This window comes from Roseateles sp. P1_C1_2 (assembly GCF_056406535.1).
On record NZ_JBFUAB010000001.1, the window covers coordinates 132921 to 154374 of the forward strand.

14 protein-coding genes are annotated in these 21454 nt (G+C 67.7%); 9 read left to right on the forward strand and 5 right to left on the reverse strand.

Features of this window, described 5'->3' with window-relative positions:
- Positions 1–5: 5 nt before the first annotated feature.
- Complete coding sequence (locus AC1D2H_RS00580; protein ID WP_478009502.1) at positions 6–1478, reverse strand: MFS transporter; 1473 nt, start codon at positions 1476–1478, stop codon at positions 6–8.
- A gap of 96 nt (positions 1479–1574) precedes the next feature.
- Positions 1575–2621, reverse strand: coding sequence for a LacI family DNA-binding transcriptional regulator (locus AC1D2H_RS00585; protein WP_477934805.1), 1047 nt, complete (start codon positions 2619–2621; stop codon positions 1575–1577).
- A gap of 173 nt (positions 2622–2794) precedes the next feature.
- On the opposite strand from AC1D2H_RS00585, the gene AC1D2H_RS00590 reads away from it, so the two are divergent.
- The 4 genes from AC1D2H_RS00590 to AC1D2H_RS00605 are packed head-to-tail and all read left to right on the forward strand — an operon-like array spanning position 2795 to position 8165.
- A complete protein-coding gene (locus tag AC1D2H_RS00590; RefSeq protein WP_478009503.1) occupies positions 2795–3718 on the forward strand; it encodes a PfkB family carbohydrate kinase in 924 nt (307 codons plus the stop codon).
- 6 nt (positions 3719–3724) lie between these two features.
- Positions 3725–5113 carry a GH1 family beta-glucosidase gene (locus tag AC1D2H_RS00595; RefSeq protein WP_478009504.1) on the forward strand — a complete coding sequence of 463 codons (1389 nt, stop codon included), beginning with the start codon at positions 3725–3727 and terminating at the stop codon, positions 5111–5113.
- 4 nt (positions 5114–5117) lie between these two features.
- Positions 5118–6602, forward strand: coding sequence for a tryptophan halogenase family protein (locus AC1D2H_RS00600; protein WP_478009505.1), 1485 nt, complete (start codon positions 5118–5120; stop codon positions 6600–6602).
- Between the two features lie 30 nt (positions 6603–6632).
- Positions 6633–8165 (forward strand): tryptophan halogenase family protein, encoded by a 1533-nt coding sequence (locus AC1D2H_RS00605; protein WP_478009506.1) that lies wholly within the window; start codon positions 6633–6635, stop codon positions 8163–8165.
- 11 nt (positions 8166–8176) lie between these two features.
- On the opposite strand, the gene AC1D2H_RS00610 is transcribed toward AC1D2H_RS00605, so the two are convergent.
- The 3 genes from AC1D2H_RS00610 to AC1D2H_RS00620 form a co-directional block, all read right to left on the reverse strand.
- Entirely contained in the window at positions 8177–8998 is an 822-nt protein-coding gene (locus AC1D2H_RS00610; protein ID WP_478009507.1) for a PEP-CTERM sorting domain-containing protein, read from the reverse strand.
- Between the two features lie 190 nt (positions 8999–9188).
- Positions 9189–12257 carry a TonB-dependent receptor gene (locus tag AC1D2H_RS00615; protein ID WP_478009508.1) on the reverse strand — a complete coding sequence of 1023 codons (3069 nt, stop codon included), beginning with the start codon at positions 12255–12257 and terminating at the stop codon, positions 9189–9191.
- A 158-nt stretch (positions 12258–12415) separates the two neighbouring features.
- A complete protein-coding gene (locus AC1D2H_RS00620) occupies positions 12416–14836 on the reverse strand; it encodes a glycoside hydrolase family 2 protein (protein ID WP_478009509.1) in 2421 nt (806 codons plus the stop codon).
- A 269-nt stretch (positions 14837–15105) separates the two neighbouring features.
- Here AC1D2H_RS00620 and AC1D2H_RS00625 point away from each other — a divergent pair, with 269 nt between their 5' ends.
- The 5 genes from AC1D2H_RS00625 to AC1D2H_RS00645 are packed head-to-tail and all read left to right on the forward strand — an operon-like array spanning position 15106 to position 21454.
- Positions 15106–16344, forward strand: coding sequence for an extracellular solute-binding protein (locus AC1D2H_RS00625; RefSeq protein ID WP_478009510.1), 1239 nt, complete (start codon positions 15106–15108; stop codon positions 16342–16344).
- Entirely contained in the window at positions 16341–17225 is an 885-nt protein-coding gene (locus AC1D2H_RS00630; RefSeq protein WP_478009511.1) for a carbohydrate ABC transporter permease, read from the forward strand. Before AC1D2H_RS00625 ends, AC1D2H_RS00630 begins: the two co-directional genes overlap by 4 nt.
- Entirely contained in the window at positions 17222–18100 is an 879-nt protein-coding gene (locus AC1D2H_RS00635; protein WP_478009512.1) for a carbohydrate ABC transporter permease, read from the forward strand. The genes AC1D2H_RS00630 and AC1D2H_RS00635 overlap by 4 nt, the downstream gene beginning before the upstream one ends.
- 40 nt (positions 18101–18140) lie before the next feature.
- Entirely contained in the window at positions 18141–20246 is a 2106-nt protein-coding gene (locus AC1D2H_RS00640) for a GDSL-type esterase/lipase family protein (protein ID WP_478009513.1), read from the forward strand.
- Positions 20243–21454 (forward strand): AGE family epimerase/isomerase, encoded by a 1212-nt coding sequence (locus tag AC1D2H_RS00645; RefSeq protein ID WP_478009514.1) that lies wholly within the window; start codon positions 20243–20245, stop codon positions 21452–21454. The genes AC1D2H_RS00640 and AC1D2H_RS00645 overlap by 4 nt, the downstream gene beginning before the upstream one ends.

Below are 21454 nucleotides of genomic sequence, written 5' to 3' on the forward strand. Positions count from 1 at the left end.
AAAAGTCAGACGGTGCCGCGGCGCGCTTCGAGCGTGGCGCGAATCTCGTGCATGCGCTGCTCCGTCAGGAAGTAGCGCGACACGATGAACAGAGCGACCAGCAGGCCCACGATGGGAATGCCAGACAGGCAGAGGCGGATCAGCAGGATGGCGTCTTCGCCCTGCGCGGGCAGCTTGACGTCGAAGCCGGTGAACATCAGCACCCAGCCCGAGGCGCTGCTGCCCAGGGCTTGGCCGACTTTGGAGATCCACGAGCCGCAGGCCGCAAACGAACCCTCGCGGCGCTGGCCGCTCGAGAGTTCGTCGTGGTCGATGACGTCGGCCATGGCCGAGCCGTAGATCGTCCAGAAACCGGCGCCGATGAAGGCCACGCCGCCGCTGGCGAACAGCTGCAGCCAGGGCAGGCTGGGGTTGTAGAAGAACCAGTCGCCGATAAAAGCGGCAATGCCCAGCCACAGCACGGTCATCAACGCATTGCGCTTGCCCCGGCGCCGGGCCACCCAGCCGGCGAAAGTGATGCCGATGAGCCCACTGACGAGGCCGGCCACGCCCATCAGCGAGTTCCATTTGGTGGCCTCGACGAGGTTGCCGCCGCAGACGTAGTAGACGGTGGCGTAGTAGCCCAGCAGGCCGACCATGGCCGTGGCCATGTTGTAGGTCAGCATGGTGCCCAGCATCAGGCGGAAGGGACGGTTCTTCAGCGTGCGGTAGAGGGTGTCCTTGAAGGGCACGCGCTGCCGGCTCTGCGCAACGAAGCTCTCGTAGTAGCGCTCACGCGTCAGCGAGAAGATCAGCACCGACACGACGACCATGATGCTGCCCAGGATGGCGGTATAGACCTGGGCGCCGTACAGGATGTCGGGCTTGCCGCTCGCGTCGTTGAAGAAGGCAAGCGTCGTGAACTGGGCGGCGACGAACATCGCCAGCTCGGGGATCTTCTGGATCGCGTTCTTGATGGACATCACGCGCGTGCGCTCGTGGTAGCCCGGCGTCATCTCGGCGCCCAGGCTGTTCCAGGGCATGGCGAAGCAGCTCATGACCGGCGCGTAGAGGCAGGTCGAGACGACGATGAAGATGAAGTACTCGGTGTCCGTCCAGCCACGGCCGACGGCAAACATCAGCGGCAGGCCAATGCCTGCCAGCACGCCACCCACCAGCATGAAGGGCCGCCGACGCCCCCAGCGGGTGCGGGTGTTGTCGGAGATCCAGCCGAACATCGCGTCGGAGACGGCGTCCGCGACGATCTTGATGCCCAGCGCCATCGAGATCAGCCCCGGTGCAACGCCCAGGAAGATGTTGAAGACGTGGAAGACCAGCGACTGGTAGAGCCAGTGGCCCCACATGTCGAGGAAGGAGCCGAGGCCGAAGCCGATCTTCTGCCGCGCAGGTACGCGGTCGGGTGCCGGCGTCGCAGCCGGCGACGCGGCGGCAGGGCGCTGCACGGGAGGCATGGCAGCCCCTTCGGGATCGGCGATCAAGACTGTCTCCTTCGCCGCGCTGGTCACGCGGCTGATTTTTAGTAAACAGTCTTATTTTCGTTCGTTGATCGGTCGAACGAAAGGCGGTGCAACTACCTAGGCGGTGGCGGTCTTGCGCCTGGCTTTCCTTGGCGCAGCCTCGGCCTCCGCCGCAGGCGCGACCATCGAGCTCTCACGCACCACCAGTTCGACCGGCAGCGACGCGTCGCTGGGCGCGATATCGCCCTCGATGAGGGCGCGCGCGGCGACGTTGCCCAGGGCCTCCTTGTCCATCTTCACGGTGGACAGCGGCGGCTTGTTGCGGGCGGCCTCCTCGATGTCGTCGTAGCCGATGAAGCGGATGTCCTCGGGCACGCGCAGGCCGCGTTCGTGGCAGACCTCGATGGCGAACATGGCCGTCGAGTCGTTGTAGGCGAAGACGGCATCGGGCGGCTGGGGCAGGGCCAGCAGGCGGCTCATCGCGTCGCGACCGGCATCGCGGTATTCCAGCGCCGGGTCCAGCGTGACTTCGTAGTCGGGGTCGAACAGCCGGCCGGCCTCGAACAGCGCGCGGCGGAAGCCCTTGGCGCGCAGCGAGGTGGAGTAGTGGGCCAGCGGCCCGAAGATGGCGGCGATGCGCTGGGACTGGCCCTCCAGCAGATGGCGCGTTGCCAGCCAGGCGCCGAGCTGGTTGTCGTCGTTGACGCAGCGCACGCCTGGGTAGAAGTGGTCCACCAGCACCAGCGGCACCTCGCAGCGGCGGATGGCCTCCATGGCCTCGGGGTCGAAGTAGCCGGCGCCGAGCAGCGCATCGGCCTCGTGGCGACGCACCTGGCCGGCCACGTCATCGCCCGCCAGCACCGACATGATGCTCAGCGGCACGCCGGCCTCGCGGCAGGCCGTCTCGGCACCGTGCAGCACATAGGAATAGAAGGGGTTGTTCGCCAGCGAACCGATGCTGCGGCTGTACAGGAAGAGCATGCGGCGCGGCTTGCCGGTGCGCAGCTTGCCCACGTCATAGCCCATTTGCTGGGCCACGCCGAGCACCTGGGCGCGGGTCTGCTCCGACAGGCCGGGCTGGCCCTTCAGCGCGCGCGACACCGTCCCGATGGACACGCCCGCGGCCTCGGCCAGTTCGCGAATCGTCACTCCCTTGTCGGCCATTGCCCGCGCTCCCGCTGTTGTTTAGCACCCCGAATCGGGCGCGATTGTGTCATCGGCGCCCAGGGAGCCCCTGCCACACGCTGGACCGGGGGCAAAACCTAGGTTGGAGATTGTTCACTAAACAATCGCTGTTGCATAGAATATTTCCAAACCACGCGCCAAGCACCGCCGACATGCCCCCCTGCCCCATCGCCGTCCTCGGCGAAGCCCTGGTCGACGAATTCCATGACGGCCCGGTCGCGGGCGGCGCACCCTTCAATGTGGCGCGCTCGCTGGCGGCCCTGGGCGCGCCAGCCTTGTTCATCAGCCGCATCGGCGCGGAGGACGACAACGGCCGCCTCGTGCTCGACAGCGCACGCCGCTATGGCCTGGACAGCGCCGGCGTGCAGCGCGACCTGCAGCACGCCACCGGCCGCGTCAGCGTGCACGAGGGCCCCGGCGGCCACCGCTTCGAGATCCATGGCGACGCCGCCTGGGACCATATCGACGCCGAGGCGGCCCGCCCTCACCTGGCCGAAACAGCCGCGGCGTGGGTCTACTTCGGCAGCCTCGCGCAGCGCCTGCCCGTCTCGCGCGCCTCGCTGCGTGCGCTGGTCAAGCCCTTTGCGGGCGCGCGCTTTCTCGACCTGAACCTGCGACCCGGCGATCAGACGCGGCTGCTGGCCGCCGAGTCGCTGATGCTGGCCGACTGGGTCAAGGTGAATGACGAGGAACTGGCGCAGTTGGCCGGCTGGTTCGACTGCGCCGCAGCCGATGACGTGGGCCGCGCCGGCGCGCTGATGGCGCGCTTTGCGCTGCAGCGCCTGGTGCTGACCTGCGGCGCCAGCGGCTGGCGCTTCTACGCACCGGGCGGCGTGCTGCTGGCCCAGGGCGCCGGCGTCATCCAGCCACGCATGGTCGACACCGTCGGCGCCGGCGACGCCTTCACCGCGCTGCTGCTGGCCGGCCTTGCCCTCGGGCGCGACCTGCCCGCCACGCTGGCCCTGGCGAATCGCTACGCCTCCTTCATTTGCGGCGTGCGTGGCCCCCTGCCCACCGAACCCCTTGCCCTGCAACCCTGGCGCACCGCCCTGCATGCGCTGCCGACCTCTGCCTGAGCCCCTATGGACCTGACCCCGCCCCCCACCTCCCTGGCCGACCTCGTCGCACCGCCGCCCGGCTCGGCCATGCGCCGCCCCGGCTTCATCTTCGGCGCCGGCACCTCGTCCTACCAGATCGAGGGTGCCGCGCATGAGGACGGTCGCCTCGAATCCATCTGGGACCGCTTCTGCGCCACGCCCGGCAAGGTGCTGCGCGGCGAGAACGGCGCCGTCGCCTGTGACCACTACCACCGCTTCGAGCAGGACCTGGACATCCTGAAGCGCCTGGGTGTCGACGCCTACCGTTTCTCCATTGCCTGGCCGCGCGTGATGGACGAAGCCGGCCGCCCCAACGCGAAGGGCATAGCCTTCTACAAACGCCTGCTCGACGGCCTCGCGGAGCGCGGCATCAAGGCCTTCGTGACGCTCTACCACTGGGACCTGCCCCAGCATCTGGAGGACAAGGGCGGCTGGCTGAACCGCGAGACCGCTTACCGCTTTGCCGACTACGCCGACCTGATGAGCCGCGAGCTGGCCGGCCACGGTGATGTGGCCGCCTGGACGACGCACAACGAGCCCTGGTGCTCGGCCTATCTCGGCTATGGCGACGGCCACCACGCGCCCGGCCTCAAATCAAACCGCTGGGCCGCCCAGGCCATGCACCATCTACTGCTCGGCCACGGCCTGGCCCTGCCGGCGCTGCGCGCCAACGCGCCGCAGGCCCTGCACGGCATCGTCGCCAACTGCGCACCGGGCTATGCCGACGCCGACACGGCCGCGGACCGCGATGCCGCCTCGCTGTTCGAGGCCTACCAGAACCGCTGGGTGCTGGACCCGTTGCTCAAGGGCGAATACCCGGCCGACCTGTGGCGGCTGTGGAAGGGCTGCGAGCCGCTGGTGCTGCCCGGAGACATGGACATCATCCGGCGCCCCATCGACTACCTCGGCATCAACTACTACAGCCGCGCCGTGCTGCGCTCCAAGGGAGCGGACACGATGGATTGGGTGCGCCACCCCGAGGTCGAGCGCACGACGATGGATTGGGAGGTCTATCCCCAGGGCCTGCAGGATCTGTTCGAGGCCTTCATGCGCGACTACGCCAATCTGCCGCCGCTCTACATCACCGAAAACGGCATGTCGAGCCACGACACGGTCAGCGGCGACGAGGTCGACGATCTGCAACGCCAGGCCTATATCAAGGCCCATTTCGCGGCATGCTCGCGAGCCATGGACAAAGGTGTGGACGTGCGCGGCTATTTCATCTGGTCGTTGATGGACAACTTCGAATGGGCCTTCGGCTACGAACGCCGCTTCGGCCTGGTGCATGTGGACTTCGAGACCCAGCAGCGCACGCTCAAGCGCAGCGCGCTGGCCTATGCGGACTTCCTCAGGGAGCGCGCTGCAGCGCGTTGAAGCAATGGCCGTGGTTCGGCGCATCGTCATTCTCGGCGGCGGCTCCGCCGGCTGGATGGCGGCCGCCGCGCTGACGACGGGGCTGCGCGGTGTCACCATCGAGCTGATCGAGTCGGAAGAGATCGGCATCATCGGCGTCGGCGAGGCCACCTTCCCGTCGATCCGTCAGTTCAACGACATCCTCGGCATTGACGAGGCCGACTTCCTCGCCGCCACGCGCGGCAGCTACAAGCTCGGCATCCAGTTCTGCGACTGGAAGCAGCGCGGCGAGCACTACTTCCACACCTTCGGCGACTTTGGCCACCTCGACGGCCCGATGGCGCTGTGGGGCCAGCTGCAGCGCCTGCAGGCCAAGCCCGGCACGCCTCTCGGTGAGTTTTGCCTGCCCACGGTGATGGCCAGCCAGGGCCGCTTCTGCCGCCCGGCCGAGGGCGATCAGGGCCTGGCCTCGCGCTACACCTACGCCTACCACTTCGATGCGACGCTCTACGCCGCCTTCCTGCGCCGCCTGGCCGAGGGTCGCGGCGCGCTGCGCACGGAGGGGCGCGTCGTCGGCGTCGACCGCCACGAGGACGGCCGCGTGCGCGCGCTGCGTCTTGCGGATGGGCGCGAGGTCGCAGGCGATCTCTTCATCGACTGCTCGGGCCTGGCCTCCCTGCTGATTGGCCAGACGCTGGAGCAGCGCTTCGTTGACTACGGCCACTGGCTGCCGGTCGACCGTGCCTGGGCCGTGCCCACAAAGCGCGCACCCGGTGGCCTGGCACCCTTCACCCGCTCGACGGCGCTGGAGGCCGGCTGGGCCTGGCGCATCCCTCTGCAGGACCGCACCGGCAACGGCCATGTGTTCAGCAGCCGCTTCATCGACGAGGGCCGCGCCCGCGAGCAGCTGCTGGCCCAGCTCGACGCGCCCCTGCTGGCCGAACCGCGACTGCTGCGTTTTCGCACCGGCCACCGCGAGCGCTTCTGGGTCAAGAACGTCGTCGCCATCGGCCTGGCCGCAGGCTTCCTGGAGCCGCTGGAGTCCACCGCCATCTTCATGGTGCACAACGCGCTGGGCCGCCTCATCCCGCTGCTCGGCGAGGCCGACCACGCGCAGGCCGCGGTCGGCTTCAATGTGCAGCAGCTGCGCCAATACCAGCGCATCCGTGACTTCATCATCCTGCACTACGCCTTGAGCGAGCGCCGCGACAGCGAGTTCTGGCGCACGCTCACGAGCATGCCCCTGCCCGAGTCGCTGGACTACAAACTGCATGCCTGGCGCGAGACCGGCACCCTGCATGCCTACGACAACGAAGCCTTCGACACGTCGAGCTGGCTGGCCATCCACGCCGGCATGGGCGACTGGCCGCGGCGCCGCAGCCCCTGGCCGGACGAGATGCCGGCGGAATTGGCGGCGCGCTATCTGGCCGAGCGCCATCAGGCGATCGCAGCGCTAGCGGCGCGCATGCCCGACCACGACAGCTATCTGCGCTCACGGCTGCCTGCCTAGACTGTGCGCCACGCAGACGAAAGACATCGAATGGACAACTGGGCCAAGCCCCTGAAGCGCGTGGTGATCGTCGGCGGCGGAGCCGCCGGCTGGATGTCGGCGGCCGCGCTGAGCGCCGTACTCAAGCCCCCGTATGAGATCCGCCTTGTCGAGTCCGACGAGATCGGCATCATCGGCGTCGGCGAGGCGACCATCCCGCCGATCCGCATGTTCAACGGCCTGGCCAAGATCGACGAGGCCAACTTCCTGAAGGCGACGCAAGGGACCTTCAAGCTCGGCATTGAATTCGTCAACTGGGGCCGGCAAGGCGAGCGCTACTTCCACGGCTTTGGTGGTGTCGGCCGCGAGGCACTGTGGCCGGTGGACTTCTCGCAATACTGGCTGCGCCTGCGCGCCGCAGGCCGTGCGCTGCCGCTGGACGCCTACGTCATCTCCAACATGGCGGCCAAGGCGAATCGCTTCATGCTGCCGCGGCCCGACATGAAGGGCTCGCCGCTGGAAGCGCTCGGCTATGCCTACCACTTCGATGCCTCGCTGTACGCAAAGCACCTGCGTGCCCTGAGCGAGGCGCGCGGCGTGCGCCGCACCGAGGGCAAGGTCGTGCGCGCGCTGCTCAACGAGGAGCCGGGGCCAACCGAAGGCCATGTGCGCGCCGTGCAGATGGAGAGCGGCGAGSTGGTGGAGGGCGACCTTTTCCTCGACTGCTCAGGCTTTGCCAGCCTGCTGATCGAGAAGGCCCTGGGCACCGGCTTCGAGGACTGGAGTCACTGGCTGCCCTGCGACCGTGCCGTGGCCGTTCCCAGCGAAAGCACTTCCCCGCTGCCGCCCTACACGCGAGCGACGGCGCACCGGGCGGGCTGGCAGTGGCGCATCCCGCTGCAGCACCGCGTCGGCAATGGTCATGTCTATTCGAGCCGGCATGTCAGCGATGACGAGGCGGCCGGCGTGCTGCTTGAGAACATCGACGGCCAACCGCTCGCCGACCCGCGGATCATCAAGTTCCGCACCGGCATGCGCCAGGAAGCCTGGCGGCGCAATGTCGTCGCCATCGGCATGTCGGCCGGTTTCGTCGAGCCGCTGGAGTCGACGGCCCTGCACCTGATCCAGATGGGCGTGGCCAAACTGATCGAGGCCTTCCCGCACAGCGGCTTCGATGCGCTGGAGATCGCCGAATACAACCGCCAGAGCCGTGAGCGCTACGAGTACGTGCGCGATTTCATCGTGCTGCACTATCACTTGAACCAGCGCGATGACAGCGAATTCTGGAAGGCCTGCGCGGCCATGGCCATTCCCGAGAAGCTCTGTTGGCGCATGGCCCTGTATGCAGCTAGCGGGCGCCTCGCCGACGTGAAGGGCGACCTGTTCCGCGAACCCAGTTGGCTGGCGGTCATGGAGGGCCAGAACCTGCGCCCCAAGGGCTGGCTGGCGCTGGCCGAACTGCAGGGCGTGGAGGAGACGGCCGCCTATTTCAAGGGCGTGTCCGACACCATTGCGCAGTGCGTGGCCGTGATGCCGGAACACGCCGAGTTCATCCGCCGCTACTGCCCGGCCGCGCCGCTCTGAGCCGTTGCAGCTCAGGCCGTCCACAGGCGGCGACGGCGGGCGGCGAACGCAACCGCGCCACACAGCGCCAGCAATGCAGTGCCCGGCTCGGGAACGGCGGACACCACCGGCAGGCCCGACGAAGTCACCGCGGTCCAGCCGGCCGGCAGGTCAAGCGCCGCAAAGGCCGTGTTGTAGAAATCGACGGTGCCGTGTTCGAGCTGGAAGACCGTCATCTGCACCGTCGTCAGGACGGTGGTCTGCAAGCCGGCGCCGGGGCCGAAGTAGTGCACGCTCAATGCGCTGTCGAAGGTTTTCGCGTAGGCGCCGACGCCCGCCACGCTGCCGTTGGCGGAGAAGGCGGTCGCCGGACCAGAGCCACCATAAAGGTTCGACAAGTTCAGGCTGTACTCGAGAAAAGACGGACGCTGCGACGTCGCGCCGGCTGAAACGGTGCCGTCGACATGCAGGTGCACTGGGATCAGATAGTCGCCGGGCAGCGTGCCCGCAGGAGGAGTCAGGAGCCAGAGGTCCATCAGGGAGACCATCGACGCAACGGCGCCGGTGCCCGTCGCGTACACCATCAGACCGGCGGAACCTGAGGCTGCGGCTCCCTTCAGGGTGCCGCCTGCGGAACCAGCCGCGCAGGGCGCCGTGAGACTGAGCGAAAAGGTGTCCTGGGCGGTGTCCAGCGGCACGATCGCGGACTTGTTGCAGGCACCGAAGGCCTCTGCGAACGAGGTGCTGATGACGCCGCCGATTTGTCCGGTGGCATGCGCTGGCGCACCGGCCAACAAGCCCGCACAGATGGCAGCCAGCGACAACCGCGACCGCAGTTGAGTCGTCTCGTTCATGAAGGGCTCCCGTTTCCACAGACGGCATAGACAACCGCCGAGGCAGTCTAGGCATGGCAGCTCAGGCCGTATCCCCCTAGGGACGACGTGAATCAGGCCATGTCCGGCGTTCACCGATCACCAAGCAAAAGGGCACCGCAAGCGGTGCCCTTTCTCTGTGTTGGAGCCGGGTCTGGCCGGCCCCATGGGGTCAGAAGCTGTACTGCGCGCTGAGGCGATAGCCACGGCCCGACGTGAAGTAGTTGTGGCCGATCATGCCGATGTGCTGCTGCATGATCTGCTTGTACGTCTTGTTCGTCAGGTTGGTGGCATCGAAACCCAGAGACAGATCGTTGCCGATCTTCAGGTGCAGACCTGCGTCGACCTGTCCATAGCCGTCAGCCCAAAGCGGCAGGCCCACGGGCAGGTTGTGCTGACCAAAGTTGGCGCTCGCCGGGTTGGTGTCTAGCGCATTGGTCTGGTTGGGGCCGGTGTTGTCGGAGTTCAGCGCCACGCCGTAGAGGTATTTGCCGCGGTAGTTGTAGGCAATGCGGGCAGAGACCGGACCACGGTCGTAGAGCAGCGCGATGTTGAAGGTGTTTTTCGACAGGTTGTCCAGCGGCATGTCGCCAAAGGAGCGGCCATCGGTATCGCAGCCGTTGATATACAGGTTCAGGTTGTCCTGGCCTGCGCCGGGCGAGCAGTAGCCCGTGTACACCGCGTTGTAGCGCTTGACCTTGCTGTCCACGTAGGTGTAGTTGGCTTGCAGACCGAGGCCCTGCAACAGATTGGGCAGGTTCTCGAAATACTGCTGGTAGGCCATCTCCACGCCGCGCGCATAGCCCTTGGCACCGTTGACCGGGCCGTTCAGCACGAAGTTGACCGGCTTGCCGCTGGCGTCATTGACCGTGCGGTTGAAGGCCTGGTTGACGATGATGTCCTTCAGGTTCTTGTTGAAGACCGCCGTCGTGAACGAGCCGTTCTTGGCGAAGTACCACTCGGCCGTGATGTCCTCCTGGTCCGACCGAATCGGCTTGAGCGTGGGGTTGCCGCTTGCCGTACCGGTCAGGTTGACCTTCTTGACGTTCGGCGGAACGCTTTGCGCATCCACCTCGATGGTCTGCGTCATCTGCAGGAAGCCCTGCATCTGGCTGAACTGCGGGCGTGCCAGGGCCTTTGACGCAGCGAAGCGGAACTGCAGGTCCGGCGCGACCTTCCACTTCAGGTTCAGGCTGGGCAGCCAGTCCGTGAAGCTCTGATTGAAGTTCTGCTCCTTGGCGAACGGCGTCAGCACCGGCACGGCCACGCCGACCGCACCGGGTGGCGCGGCTTGCGTGGTCAGGATGGTGTAGCCGTCGGCCTCGTTCTTGGTATGAACCGCGCGCAGGCCTACATTGCCGTCGACAGGCAAACCGACCTCGTCGAATGAGAAGCGCAGTTGCGCGTAGCCCGCGGTCGTGGTCTCGGCCTGGGTGTTGCGGCCGGCTGGATCGGTGCCGAAGGACGTTGGCTTCCAGGCACCAACCTGAATGCTGCTGGCCTGCTGCGGGCAGCCCGCGCCGTTCCAGGCAGACTCGAAGGCGTGGCATTCGTTCAGGTAGAGCTGGTGCAGCTTGTTGTAGCTGTTGGGCCAGTCGAACGCCACCGAAGCCGCCGGGAAATACAGCGAAGGAAGGTTGGCCTTGCCACCGCCCATGAAGTCGCCGTAGGTGTTCTTGTAAGTGGGGATGTCAGGCGCCTTGGTGATGTAGGCCAGGTCGCCGATGTTCCAGCCCAACTGCCAAGCATGCGTGATGCTCGCCCAGTTGTAGCTCGGGTTGCTGTTGATGGTCTCGGCATCACGCTTGGCAATGCGCACGCCCACGCGCAGGTCGTTGAGGATCTTGTTGTCGTGGAAGACCCAGCGCGCATCGCCCTTCCAGGACTTCTGCGTGCCTTTGCCCTTGTCCAGGTGGTCCATCATCATGGCCCAGTAGTACTTGCTGGGATCGTTGAGGATGGCCATGTCGCTGGCGTCGAACACCAGGCGCGGCATGGAGCCGGTGTAGTCCACCGTTTCCTTGGGCAGCGACACGGCGGTACCGACCGTCGAGTCGAAGTTGTTGGTCTTGGACTTGATGTACTGGAAGTCCGAAGTCAGCGTGAGCTGATCGTTGACCTTGCCGGCAATCTTCCAGGCCAGTTCGTCGGTCTGGGAGTTGCGCTTGGAGTAGCGCGTCTGGTTCTCGACTTCCAGGCCGGTGTAGTTGCCGTTGGCGTCCTTCTTGCCGGTCAGCACACCCTTGGTCATCACGCCATTGGCGTCGTAAGTGCCGTCCAGCACGACGACGTTGTAGGGGTCGACCTGGGCGCTGACGTTGTTCTCGTTCCAGTTGAACTTGAACTTGGAGCGGAAGAAGGTCAGCGAGGACTCGACGTTGTCCTTCTTCCACTGCAGCGCGCCGTAGAGGCCGTCGCGGGTGCGGTCGTAGAACTGCTGCTTCCACGACATGTCGCGCGAGTACCAGGTCGTGTCGGTCGGCGTGGCCTTGTAGAACGGGTCCAGCACCAAACCGTCGGTGCGGTTGGAGCTCAGCGAATGCGCCACGTCGATCAAGGCGCCGAACTTGCCCGCGTCGGTGTTCCAGGTGTTGGACAGCAGGCCCGAGATGCTGGGCTTGTTCTTCTTGGCCAGGCTGTTGCGCGAGACGTCCAGAGAGATGGAGCCCTTGAAGCCGGGGAAGTCGAAAGGCAGGGCCGTGCGCAGGTTCACCAGGCCGCCGATGGCGCCTTCGATCTGCTCGGCCGACGGGTTCTTGTAGACGTCCACGCCGGCCATCAGCTCGGGCGGCACGTCTTCGAAGCCCAGCGTGCGACCCTGGTTGGCACTGAAGGTCTCGCGGCCGTTCAGCGTCGAGCTGACGTAGGTGAGGCCGCGGATGTTGACGCCCGAGCCCTCGACCGAGAAGTGCACGGGGTCGTTGGAGGACGACACGCGCGACATCGTGGCGCCGACGATGCGCTGCAGCACCTCCGACACCGAGCGATCGGGCAGTTTGCCGATCTCATCGGCGACGACCGAGTCGACGATCTCGTCGGAGTCCTGTTTGAGCTTCTGCGCCGACGCGAGGGCGGCGCGGCGCCCCGAAACGACCACAGTCTCCAGCGCCTGGGGCGAATTCGTCCCCGGCGCTGCAGCCGCAGCAGGTGCTGGGGTGTTCTGCGCCAGCGCCGGCGTGGCTGCCCAGACCAGCGCCTGAACGGCCGCCAGGGACAGCGTTGTCCTCTTGAAATGTCTCATTCTCTTGGCTCCTCTTTGGTGGGAAACATTCAGCCCTTGCGGGCTTCGTGTCGGTCCTGCTGATTTCTATGTCGCAGGTATTTGGTAACGCTAACAATCATCATGCAATCCAGCATCGGGACTACTAGGGATAGGGGATGTACGCATTTCTCCTGCATTCACGCCCCCTTTCTCCGCAGGTGGATCTGCTGCAACGGCAGCTCGAGTGCAAGCGCTTCCAATGCATTTGGTAGCGCTATCCTTGAATCAACCCGGCGTTCGGTTCCAGGCACCAGGTCGATGAAGTTGTCGGCCACGGCCAGGCCCTGGTGCTGCAGCCACAGACCCTTGACGGGCCGGTCGCAACTCAGGCGCAGGGTCTGGCCGTCGGCCTCGATGGCGAGGCGGGCGCCGGCCAGTCGGTAGAACTTGAAGGGCTCGGTCCAGGCGCAGTCGCGCGCCAGCTCGCGGCCGTCGCCATCCAGAGCGCACAGCTCGGCGACAACGGGCTCGTCGAGGCTCGGCAATGGCTGGGTCGCCTCGACGCTGGTCGAAGCTGGAACCGCTTGCAAGACGCGCGTACTGGCCAGTTGTCGCCCATCCATGGCGAACACGCGCAGCTGCAGCGTCAGGGCAACGCTGTCAGCGTGGCCGTTCATCACCGCCAGCCGCGCCTGGCCGCTCTCCAACCGCACCGCCACCGCCAGCGGCGCCAATGCGCGGCGCACCGCATGCCAGGCCGGCTTGACGGTGCCCGCCGAGTCGATCAGCGCCCAACTCGTCACCGGCCAGCAGTCGTTCAGCTGCCAGACCAGGGCGCCGCCCACGGCGCGCGCGCCGGGCCGCTGCCAGCGGCGGCGGAAGTCCTGGTAAGCCACGCGCATGGCCTCCGCCTGCACGAACTGCGTCGCATAGACGTGATCCGCCAAGGTGCCGCCGACGCGCAGGTTGTCGGCCAGATAGACCGACAGGCGCCTGTGCCCGTCCGGCCCGGCGGCCGAGCCGGCCTTGTTGTGCCATTGCACCGTGCGGCTCTCGGGGAAGCGCTCGGCTTCGGGCAGCACCGATTCGAGCAGCGCCAGCGACGGATGCGACTGCATGCCGAACTCGCTGACGAAGCGTGCCTGCACGTCGCCATAGCGCTGGTAGGGCAGCATCTGCTGGTGCCAGACCTCCCAGCTGTGGCGATCGCCCACGGTCACGTCGGAGGACTTGGCGCCGTCGCCGGGTGTGAAAGGGCTGCCCGGCCAGTAGGCGGTGTCGGGGTCCAGCGCTGCGCAGACCGCCGGCAGCAGTCCCTCGTAGATGGCACGTGCCTCGAAGCGCTCCGCCGGCACGCCGGGGCCGGCCAGGCCGACGGACTCGGCCAGCATGTAGTCCTCGTTGTTGCCGCACCAGAGCGCCATGCAGGCGTGGTGGCGCAGCCGCTTCACGGCGGCTTCGGCCTCGGCGCGCACGCTGGCCAGGTAGTCGGCATTGGCCGGGTAGAGGCCGCAGGCGAACATGAAGTCCTGCCAGACCAGCAGGCCCTGCTCATCACAGGCCTCGTAGAAGGCTTCGTGCTCGTAGATGCCGCCGCCCCAGACGCGCAGCATGTTCATGTTGGCGTCGGCGGCCTGGGCCACACGTTCGCGGTAGCGCGCGGGCGTGATGCGCTCCAGCAGGTTGTCGTCCGGAATCCAGTTCGCGCCACCGGCAAAGAAGGCCTGGCCGTTGACCTCGAAATGGAAGCTGCTGCCCGCCTCGCCTTCAACCGCGGCCTGCACGAGGCGCAGCGTGCGCAGCCCGATGCGTCGGCTGTCCTGCGCCACCACCTGCTCGCCGTCCAGCAGGCTCACCACCAGCGTGTACAGCGGCTGCCCGCCCAGGCCGCGCGGCCACCACAGGTGGGCAGCGTCGACATTCAGCGTCGCCCGCGCCGCGTCGGCCGGCACCGTCTGGCGGGCCACGCTGCGGCCCTCGGCGTCCCGCAATTCGAAGCTGCAGCGCAGGCCCGCGCCGCCGGCAGGTCGGGCCGAGACCTGCAGCGTCGCGCGCCGGCTGGCCACGTCCACCTCGCTGCGGCAGTGCAGGTCATCGATGCGCGCCGCCCAGCTGTGCCGGCGCACCGCGCGCCAGGGGCCGCTGACGAGGAGCTCGGGGCCCCAGTCCCAGCCGAAGTGGTACTGCGCCTTGCGGGCGTGCAGGCGGGCGCTGTCGCCATTCCACAGCGCGCGCTTGCCGTGCACGGCCTCCACCTCGCGAGCGCTGGCCAGCGGCGGCTCGAAGCACAGCAACAGCTCGTTGCGCCCGGGCAGCAGGCGGCGGCGCACGTCGACACGGCGCGGCACGAACATGTTGTCGGACTCCAGCAGGCGCTCGCCGTTGAGCCAGACGCTGCACCAGGTGTCCAGGCCCTCGAAGACCAGGTCCTCATGGTCGGCCAGCTCGCCGGCGTCGAAGGCAAGCCGCCAGGCCCAGCGGCGCTCGCCGACCCAGCGCACCTCGGCCTCGTTCATGCCGTAGAAGGGATCGGGAATGCGGCCGGCCGCCAGCAGCGCGCCGTGGGCCGTGCCGGGAACGACAGCCGGCAGCCAGGCCGCGTCGGGCAGCGCAGACATGGCTCGCGCATCGGCGCCAAGCGGCGCCTCGGCGAGTTGCCAGCCCTCATGTAGATCGATCAAGCGTTCGGAGATCACTGCTGTCGAGGTCCTCGCGGTGCGCCTTGCGCTTGCCGCTAAACATTAATTTGTTGCGCATTTTGTTTCGTCGTCAAACGGACCGCGATCAGGGATAGCACCGACAAATTGCAGGTAGACAACGCTGTTTTCGCCGTTCCGAACTGCGGATAATCATTTCGTTTACTAAACATCATCGCAATTCCGCCGCCGTGCGCCGCCCCCCGCTCCTCGTCAAGCTCAGCCTCTCGCTCTGCCTCGCCCTCGCCTGCGGGCAGGCCCTGGCCGGGCGCCTGGTCATCTGGATGGTGGGCGACGACAAGACGCCCCAGGTCATGCAGCCGGCCGTCGCGGCCTTCAGCACCGCCCACCCCGGCGTCGCCGTCGAAGTGCGCGACGTGCCCTGGGCGGACGCGATGACCAAGTACTCCGCCGCGCTGGCCAGCCGGCGCGGGCCCGACCTGGTGACGGGCAGCACGTCCTATGCAATCGCGCTGGGCGCCAAGGGCGCGCTGGTGGACCTGAACGAGGCGGCGCCCGATCTCGCCCGCCAGCTCGAACAACACGCCAACCCCGGCGCCCTGCGCGCGATCCGCCGCGCGGACGGCCGCCTCTACGGCGCGCCCTTCGACATGCATGTGCAGTTGCAGTACTACCGCAGCGATCTGCTCCGCGAAGCCCCGGCCGACTGGGAGGGCTTCATCACCGCCGCCCGCGAGCTGCGCGCCCGGGGCCATGGCTTTGCGCAGCAATGGGGCAACACGAGCTGGCTGGGCTTCTATCCCTATCTGCGCCAGGCCGGCGGCGCGGTCTACGACGCGACCTGCCAGCGCGCCGTCATCGACAGCCCCGAKGCCGTGCGCGCACTGACCTACTACGCCCGCCTCTACCGGGAGCTGCAGGCGCCCACCGACAGCTGGCCCGATGCCGACGGTGGCCTGGAGAGCGGCGCCTATGGCCTGATGCAGTCCGGCACCTGGCTGCTGTCGCGCATGGACATGGTGCACAAAGGCCTGGTCGGGCGCTGGGCCGCCGCGCCGCTGCCCAAGGGGCCGACGGGCAAGCGCACGGCGGTGCTGGGCGGCACGGTGCTGGCCATCACGCGCTTCTCACCCAACCGGGCGCTGGCGCTGGATTTCATGCGCACCATCTACCAGCCCGAGGTCACGCGCCGCATGGCCGAGGCGGCCCTGGCCTATGGCGGCATGTGGCTGCCCTCGGGCAGGCAGGACCAGATCGCCAGCCTGCCGCTGCCGAATCGCGACGCGCTGCTCCTGCAACTCGCCGACGCCGAAGGCCCGCCGCCCTGCCCCGCCTGGATGCGGCAGGACTACATCGTCACCCGCGCCGTGCAGCGCGTCGTGCTGACCGGTGGCGACCCGCAAGCCGAATTGAGCCGCGCTGCTGCCGTCATGAACCGCGCGCTGGCCGCGCTGGGGGCACAGCCATGATCTGGCGCCGCCACGGTCGGGACATGCTGCTCGTCGCGCCCTTTTTCGCGCTGTTCGGCCTGTTCGGCGTCTGGCCCGTGCTGCGCTCGGCGTGGCTGAGCTTCACCGACTATCACGCCACCGACGCTCCCAACTGGGTCGGCCTGCGCAACTACGCCGAGCTCTTTGCCGACGAACGCTTCTGGACGGCCTTGGGCAACACCGCCGCCTACATGGCCTCGGTGTCCGTCATCGCCGTGCTGCTGGGACTCGTGCTGGCGCTGAACTTCGGCAGCAACTCGCGCCTGCACCAGTGGGTGCGCGTGGCCTTCTTCCTGCCCGCCGTGGCCGGCGGCGTCGGCGCCATCTCGGCCTGGAAGTGGCTGGCCAACTCCGAGGCCTATGGCCTGTTCAACAGCATCCGTGCGGCCTTCGGCCTGGAGCCCGCCCGCTTCCTGGGCGATCCGCAGTGGACGTTGCCCGTGCTGGTGCTGGTCGGCGTCTGGTCGGTGCTGGGCTACAACCTCGTCATCTTCGTCGCCGGCCTGCGCGCCATTCCCGAAGAGCTCTACCAGGCCGCGCGCCTGGACGGCGCCTCGCGCTGGCAGCAGTTGCTGCACATCACCCTGCCCAACCTGCGGCCCACGCTGGTGTATGTGACGGTGACCGGCATGATCGCCAGCTTCCAGGTCTTCTACGAGCCCTATCTGCTCTATGGCTCGGTCGAGACGCTGGGCGGCCCGCTGGACTCGGCGCTGATGCTGGTGACCTATCTCTTCGATCGGGGCTTTCGCCAGCTCGACCTCGGCCTGGCTTCGGCCGCCGCCTGGGTGCTGACGACCCTGCTGTTCGGCCTGACCTGGCTCAACCTCAAGCTGATCGGCAAGGAGGGCGACCGATGAAGTGGACTCGCCTCCTCCAGGCACCGCTGTGGCTGCTGGTGCCCGCCATGCTGCTGCCCTACTACTGGATGGCCATCGGCGCCTTCAAGAGCGTGGCCGAGCTGCTGCGCCAGCCACCCACCCTGCTGCCCCAGGCGCCCACCTCGCACAACTTCTTCAACCCCGACTGGGCCGGTACCACCGCCGACCCCGACAAGCTCGCCGGCATCCTGCAGGTGCAGGTCGACGGCCACGGCTTCCTGCGCTTTTATGCCAACAGCCTGCTCGTCACCGTCGTCGTCACGGTCGTGAGCCTGCTGGCCGCGTCCCTCGTCGCCTTCGTGCTGACGAAGAAGCCTTTCCCCGGCAGCCGCTGGCTGTTCCGCGCCCTGCTGGTGTCGATGATGTTGCCGTGGGAGGTGACCATCGTCCCCAACTTCGTGACGGTGGCGCAGCTCGGCTGGATCAACAGCTACGCCGCCTTGCTGGTACCAGGCCTGGCCAAGGCCTTCGTCGTCTTCTACTTCCGCCAGGCCATGTTGAGCGTGCCCGACGAACTCATCAGCGCCGCAACGCTGGACGGCGCCGGCACGCTGCGCATCTGGTGGAGCGTCGTGCTGCCCATGCTGCGGCCAGCGCTGGCAGCCATCGCCATCCCTGTCGCGGTGGGCGAATGGAACAACTTCCTGTGGCCGCTGCTCGTCGTCAACGACGCGGCCACGCTGACCCTGCCGCTGCAACTCGGCAAGATGGCCGGTGACCTGAGCTTCAACCCGCAGTCGGCCGCCGTGCTGATGGCCGGGTCGCTGCTCGCGTCGCTGCCGGCCGTCGTGCTCTTCCTGCTCTTCCAGAAGCAGTTCGTTGCGGGGCTGCAAGCGGGCGCCACCAAAGGTTGATATGAATTGGTTGAAAGGATTGGGATTGGCTTTGTCTTTGATGCTTCCAGCCGTTAGCCAGGCAGATGCGCGCTTGCAGGCCGTCTTGCAGCGGCTGGCCGCCGGCGAGCCCATCACCCTCGCCACCATCGGCGGCTCCATCACGACCGGCTATGCCGCCCAGCCGCCGCGCGAGAAGGGCTGGGCCGCACTGCTGGCCAAGTCGCTGGGCCCCAAGGTCAAGCTGGTCAATGCCGGTGTCAGCGGCACCGACTCGGCCGCCGGCGTGCAGCGCCTGGACAAGCAGGTGCTCGACGCCTCGCCCGATCTCGTCATCGTCGAGTTCGGCGTCAACGACCAATGGCTGGACCCGGCCGTGCGCGGCAGCAGCTATGAAGCCATGCTGCGTCGACTGCTCACCGCGAAGAAGCCGCCCGCCATCGTCGTGCTCGGCCTGACGCAACAGGGCAACCAGGCCCGCGACGCGGTCGATATCCAATTGAAGCTGGCGGCCCGCTACGGCCTCACGGCGCTGGACTTCGGCCGCTGGATGCAGGCCCGCGTCGATGCCGGCCAGGACCGCTGGGCGGCCCTCTACGACGAGCCCGTCCATCCCAATGCGACCGGCCACCAGCGCATCGCGCTTGCCCTGACCGAAACGCTGCGCAGCGCCACGGCGGGCCCGGTCGCCGCCCTGCCCCCGGCGCTGTACGGCCGCGACCACGAATTCACGCGCATGCTCGCCGGCGAGACGCTCAAGCCCTACCAGTCGCGCGGCTTCGAGCGTGGCGGCGAGGTGCATCCCGAATGGACCGGCCAGCAACCCGGCTGGACCGCCAAGGCCGACGACGCCGAGGCCCACTTCCTCGTCTGGGGCCGCGAGGTCGCCGTCTTCCACGCCGAGAGCGAGCACTACCGCGACCTCGAGGCCTGGGTGGACGACGGCCCGGTCGTCACGCTGCAGGGCCAGGTGGCGGAGCGCAAGGGCTATCTCGGCTGGCATTACGCAGTGGTCGGTCGCGACCTCGAGCCCGGTGCCCATCTGCTGCATGTCCGCGTGAAGAGGGATGAGTGGGCGGGCAGCGGCCGCCCTGCCAGTCTCTTGGCTGTCATGCAGGCCGGCATCTTCCCGCCTGAACTGCATCCGAGCGACTTCGTGCGCGAGGCACCATCGGGCAAGCCGGGCTTGATCGCGACGGACGACCCCAAGCTGCGCTGGATCGGCCGCATCGCCCCCGTACCCGGCGGCAAGCAGCTGAGCTGGAGCGGCAGCGAGCTGCGCGCCCGCTTCACCGGCGACCAGCTCGTACTGCGCCTGGCGCCTTCGCGCGGCGGCATCAACCATTTCACCGTCGAGGTTGACGGCCGCCGTCATGCGCTGGCCTTGCGCGGCGATGGGCCGGCGGATTGGCGTCTGCCCCTGCCGGCGGGCGAACACGAGCTGCGCCTGCTCAAGCGCACCGAGGCCTCGCAAGCCGAAGCCCTCTTGCTCGGTCTGCGCCTGGCTGAAGGCGGCCGACTGCTCGACCCACCCGCACCGCGCCCGCTGAAGCTGGAGTTCTACGGCGACTCCATCACCGCCGGTGCCTGCAACGGCGACATCGCCGACGACCAGTACGCCGACTTGTCCACGCACGACGGCACGCGGGCCTATGGCGCGGTGACGGCCGCGAAGCTGGGCGCGGACTACGTCGGCATCGCCATCAGCGGCATCGGCATCACGGCGACCTGGGACCAGCTGCTGATGCCCGAGGTCTGGAACCGCTTTGCGCCGCGCCTGGATGCCCCCGTCGCACCGCCCGACCCGCGCGCCCCCGACGTCGTGCTGCTCAACCTCGGCCAGAACGACCACGGCTTCCCGGCCTCCAAGGGACAAGCCATCGCCGCCGACTTCGGGCCACGCTATCTCGCCTTCGTGCGCCAGCTGCGTGGCCGCTATCCCAACGCCAAGATCGTGCTGCTGATGGGCGGCATGTCGGCCCCGCGCGAACAGCCCGCCATCCCGCGCGGCGTGCTGGGCGCGGTGCAGACCTTGCGTGCGGAAGGCGATGCCAAGGTCTGGTCCTACCGCTTCGAAGCCTTCTCCTGGGCCCACCCGCGCATCGACGTGCATGCGCAGATGGCCGACGAGCTGACCCGCTTCCTGAAAGACGAGGTGCTGAAATGATTGTTCCGGACATGCGCCAGCCCGGGGCGCTGTGGGCCCATATGCGCCACACGCTGGCCTTCTACGCGCCGCGTGCGCGCGACGAGACCGGCGGCTGCTTCCAGTTCTTCAAGGACGACGGCAGCGTCTACGACCGCCGCACGCGCCACCTCGTCAGCAGCACGCGCTTCGTCTTCAACCATGCGCTGGCCTGGCGCTGGTTCGGTGGATCGGTGGACGACGTGGCGCATGCGCTGGCCTTCGTCAACCAGGCCCATGCCCAGCCGCAAGGGGGTTACGCCTGGGTGCTCGATTGGCAAGACGGCCATGCCACCGTCACCGACGCCACCAATCACTGCTATGGCCTGGCCTTTGTGCTGCTGGCCAACTCGCATGCAGCCGAGGCTGGCGTGCCTGGCGCACGCGCGGGCATCGCCGCGGCCTTCGAGCTGATGGAGCAACGCTTCTGGGAGCCTGCCCACGGCCTCTACGCCGACGAGGCGACGCCCGACTGGGGCATCGGCCCCTACCGAGGCCAGAACGCCAATATGCATGCCTGCGAGGCCATGCTGGCCGCTCACGCCGCCACCGGCGAGGCCCGCTACCTCGACCGTGCGCTGACCCTGGCCACGTCCATCGCGCAACGCCAGGCCGCCCTGGCCGGTGGCCTGATCTGGGAGCACTACAAGACCGACTGGACACCCGACTGGGACTACAACCGCGATGACAAGACCAATATCTTCCGGCCCTGGGGCTTCCAGACCGGCCACCTGACCGAGTGGGCCAAGCTGCTGCTGATGCTGGAGCGGCGCCTTGGCAATGCCGCGCCGACCTGGCTCGTGCCAACGGCCCGCCACTTCTTCGACACCGCGATGAAGCACGGCTGGGATGCCGCGCACGGTGGCCTGGTCTACGGCTTTGCGCCTGGCGGCGAGGTGTGTGACGGCGACAAATACTTCTGGGTCCAGGCCGAAAGCCTGGCCGCCGCCGCCTGGCTGGCCGTGCGCACCGGCGATGACGCCTACTGGGCCTGGTACGACCGGATCTGGGGCTATGCCTGGCAGCACTTCGTCGACCACGAGCACGGCGCCTGGTACCGCATCCTGGCACCCGACAACCGCAAGCTCACCGACGAGAAAAGCCCCGCCGGCAAGACCGATTACCACACCATGGGGGCCTGCCAGGACGTGCTGGCCGCCCTCGGCGTGCAGCCGCCGGCCGGGGCCTGA

Excerpts from the sequence above, each read along its gene's own strand:
- AC1D2H_RS00585 (WP_477934805.1), bottom strand. The coding sequence starts at position 2,621 with ATGGCCGACAAGGGAGTGACGATTCGCGAACTGGCCGAGGCCGCGGGC.
- AC1D2H_RS00590 (WP_478009503.1), top strand. The coding sequence starts at position 2,795 with ATGCCCCCCTGCCCCATCGCCGTCCTCGGCGAAGCCCTGGTCGACGAA.
- AC1D2H_RS00595 (WP_478009504.1), top strand. The coding sequence starts at position 3,725 with ATGGACCTGACCCCGCCCCCCACCTCCCTGGCCGACCTCGTCGCACCG.
- AC1D2H_RS00600 (WP_478009505.1), top strand. The coding sequence starts at position 5,118 with ATGGCCGTGGTTCGGCGCATCGTCATTCTCGGCGGCGGCTCCGCCGGC.
- AC1D2H_RS00610 (WP_478009507.1), bottom strand. The coding sequence starts at position 8,998 with ATGAACGAGACGACTCAACTGCGGTCGCGGTTGTCGCTGGCTGCCATC.
- AC1D2H_RS00615 (WP_478009508.1), bottom strand. The coding sequence starts at position 12,257 with ATGAGACATTTCAAGAGGACAACGCTGTCCCTGGCGGCCGTTCAGGCG.
- AC1D2H_RS00620 (WP_478009509.1), bottom strand. The coding sequence starts at position 14,836 with ATGTCTGCGCTGCCCGACGCGGCCTGGCTGCCGGCTGTCGTTCCCGGC.
- AC1D2H_RS00630 (WP_478009511.1), top strand. The coding sequence starts at position 16,341 with ATGATCTGGCGCCGCCACGGTCGGGACATGCTGCTCGTCGCGCCCTTT.
- AC1D2H_RS00635 (WP_478009512.1), top strand. The coding sequence starts at position 17,222 with ATGAAGTGGACTCGCCTCCTCCAGGCACCGCTGTGGCTGCTGGTGCCC.
- AC1D2H_RS00640 (WP_478009513.1), top strand. The coding sequence starts at position 18,141 with ATGCTTCCAGCCGTTAGCCAGGCAGATGCGCGCTTGCAGGCCGTCTTG.
- AC1D2H_RS00645 (WP_478009514.1), top strand. The coding sequence starts at position 20,243 with ATGATTGTTCCGGACATGCGCCAGCCCGGGGCGCTGTGGGCCCATATG.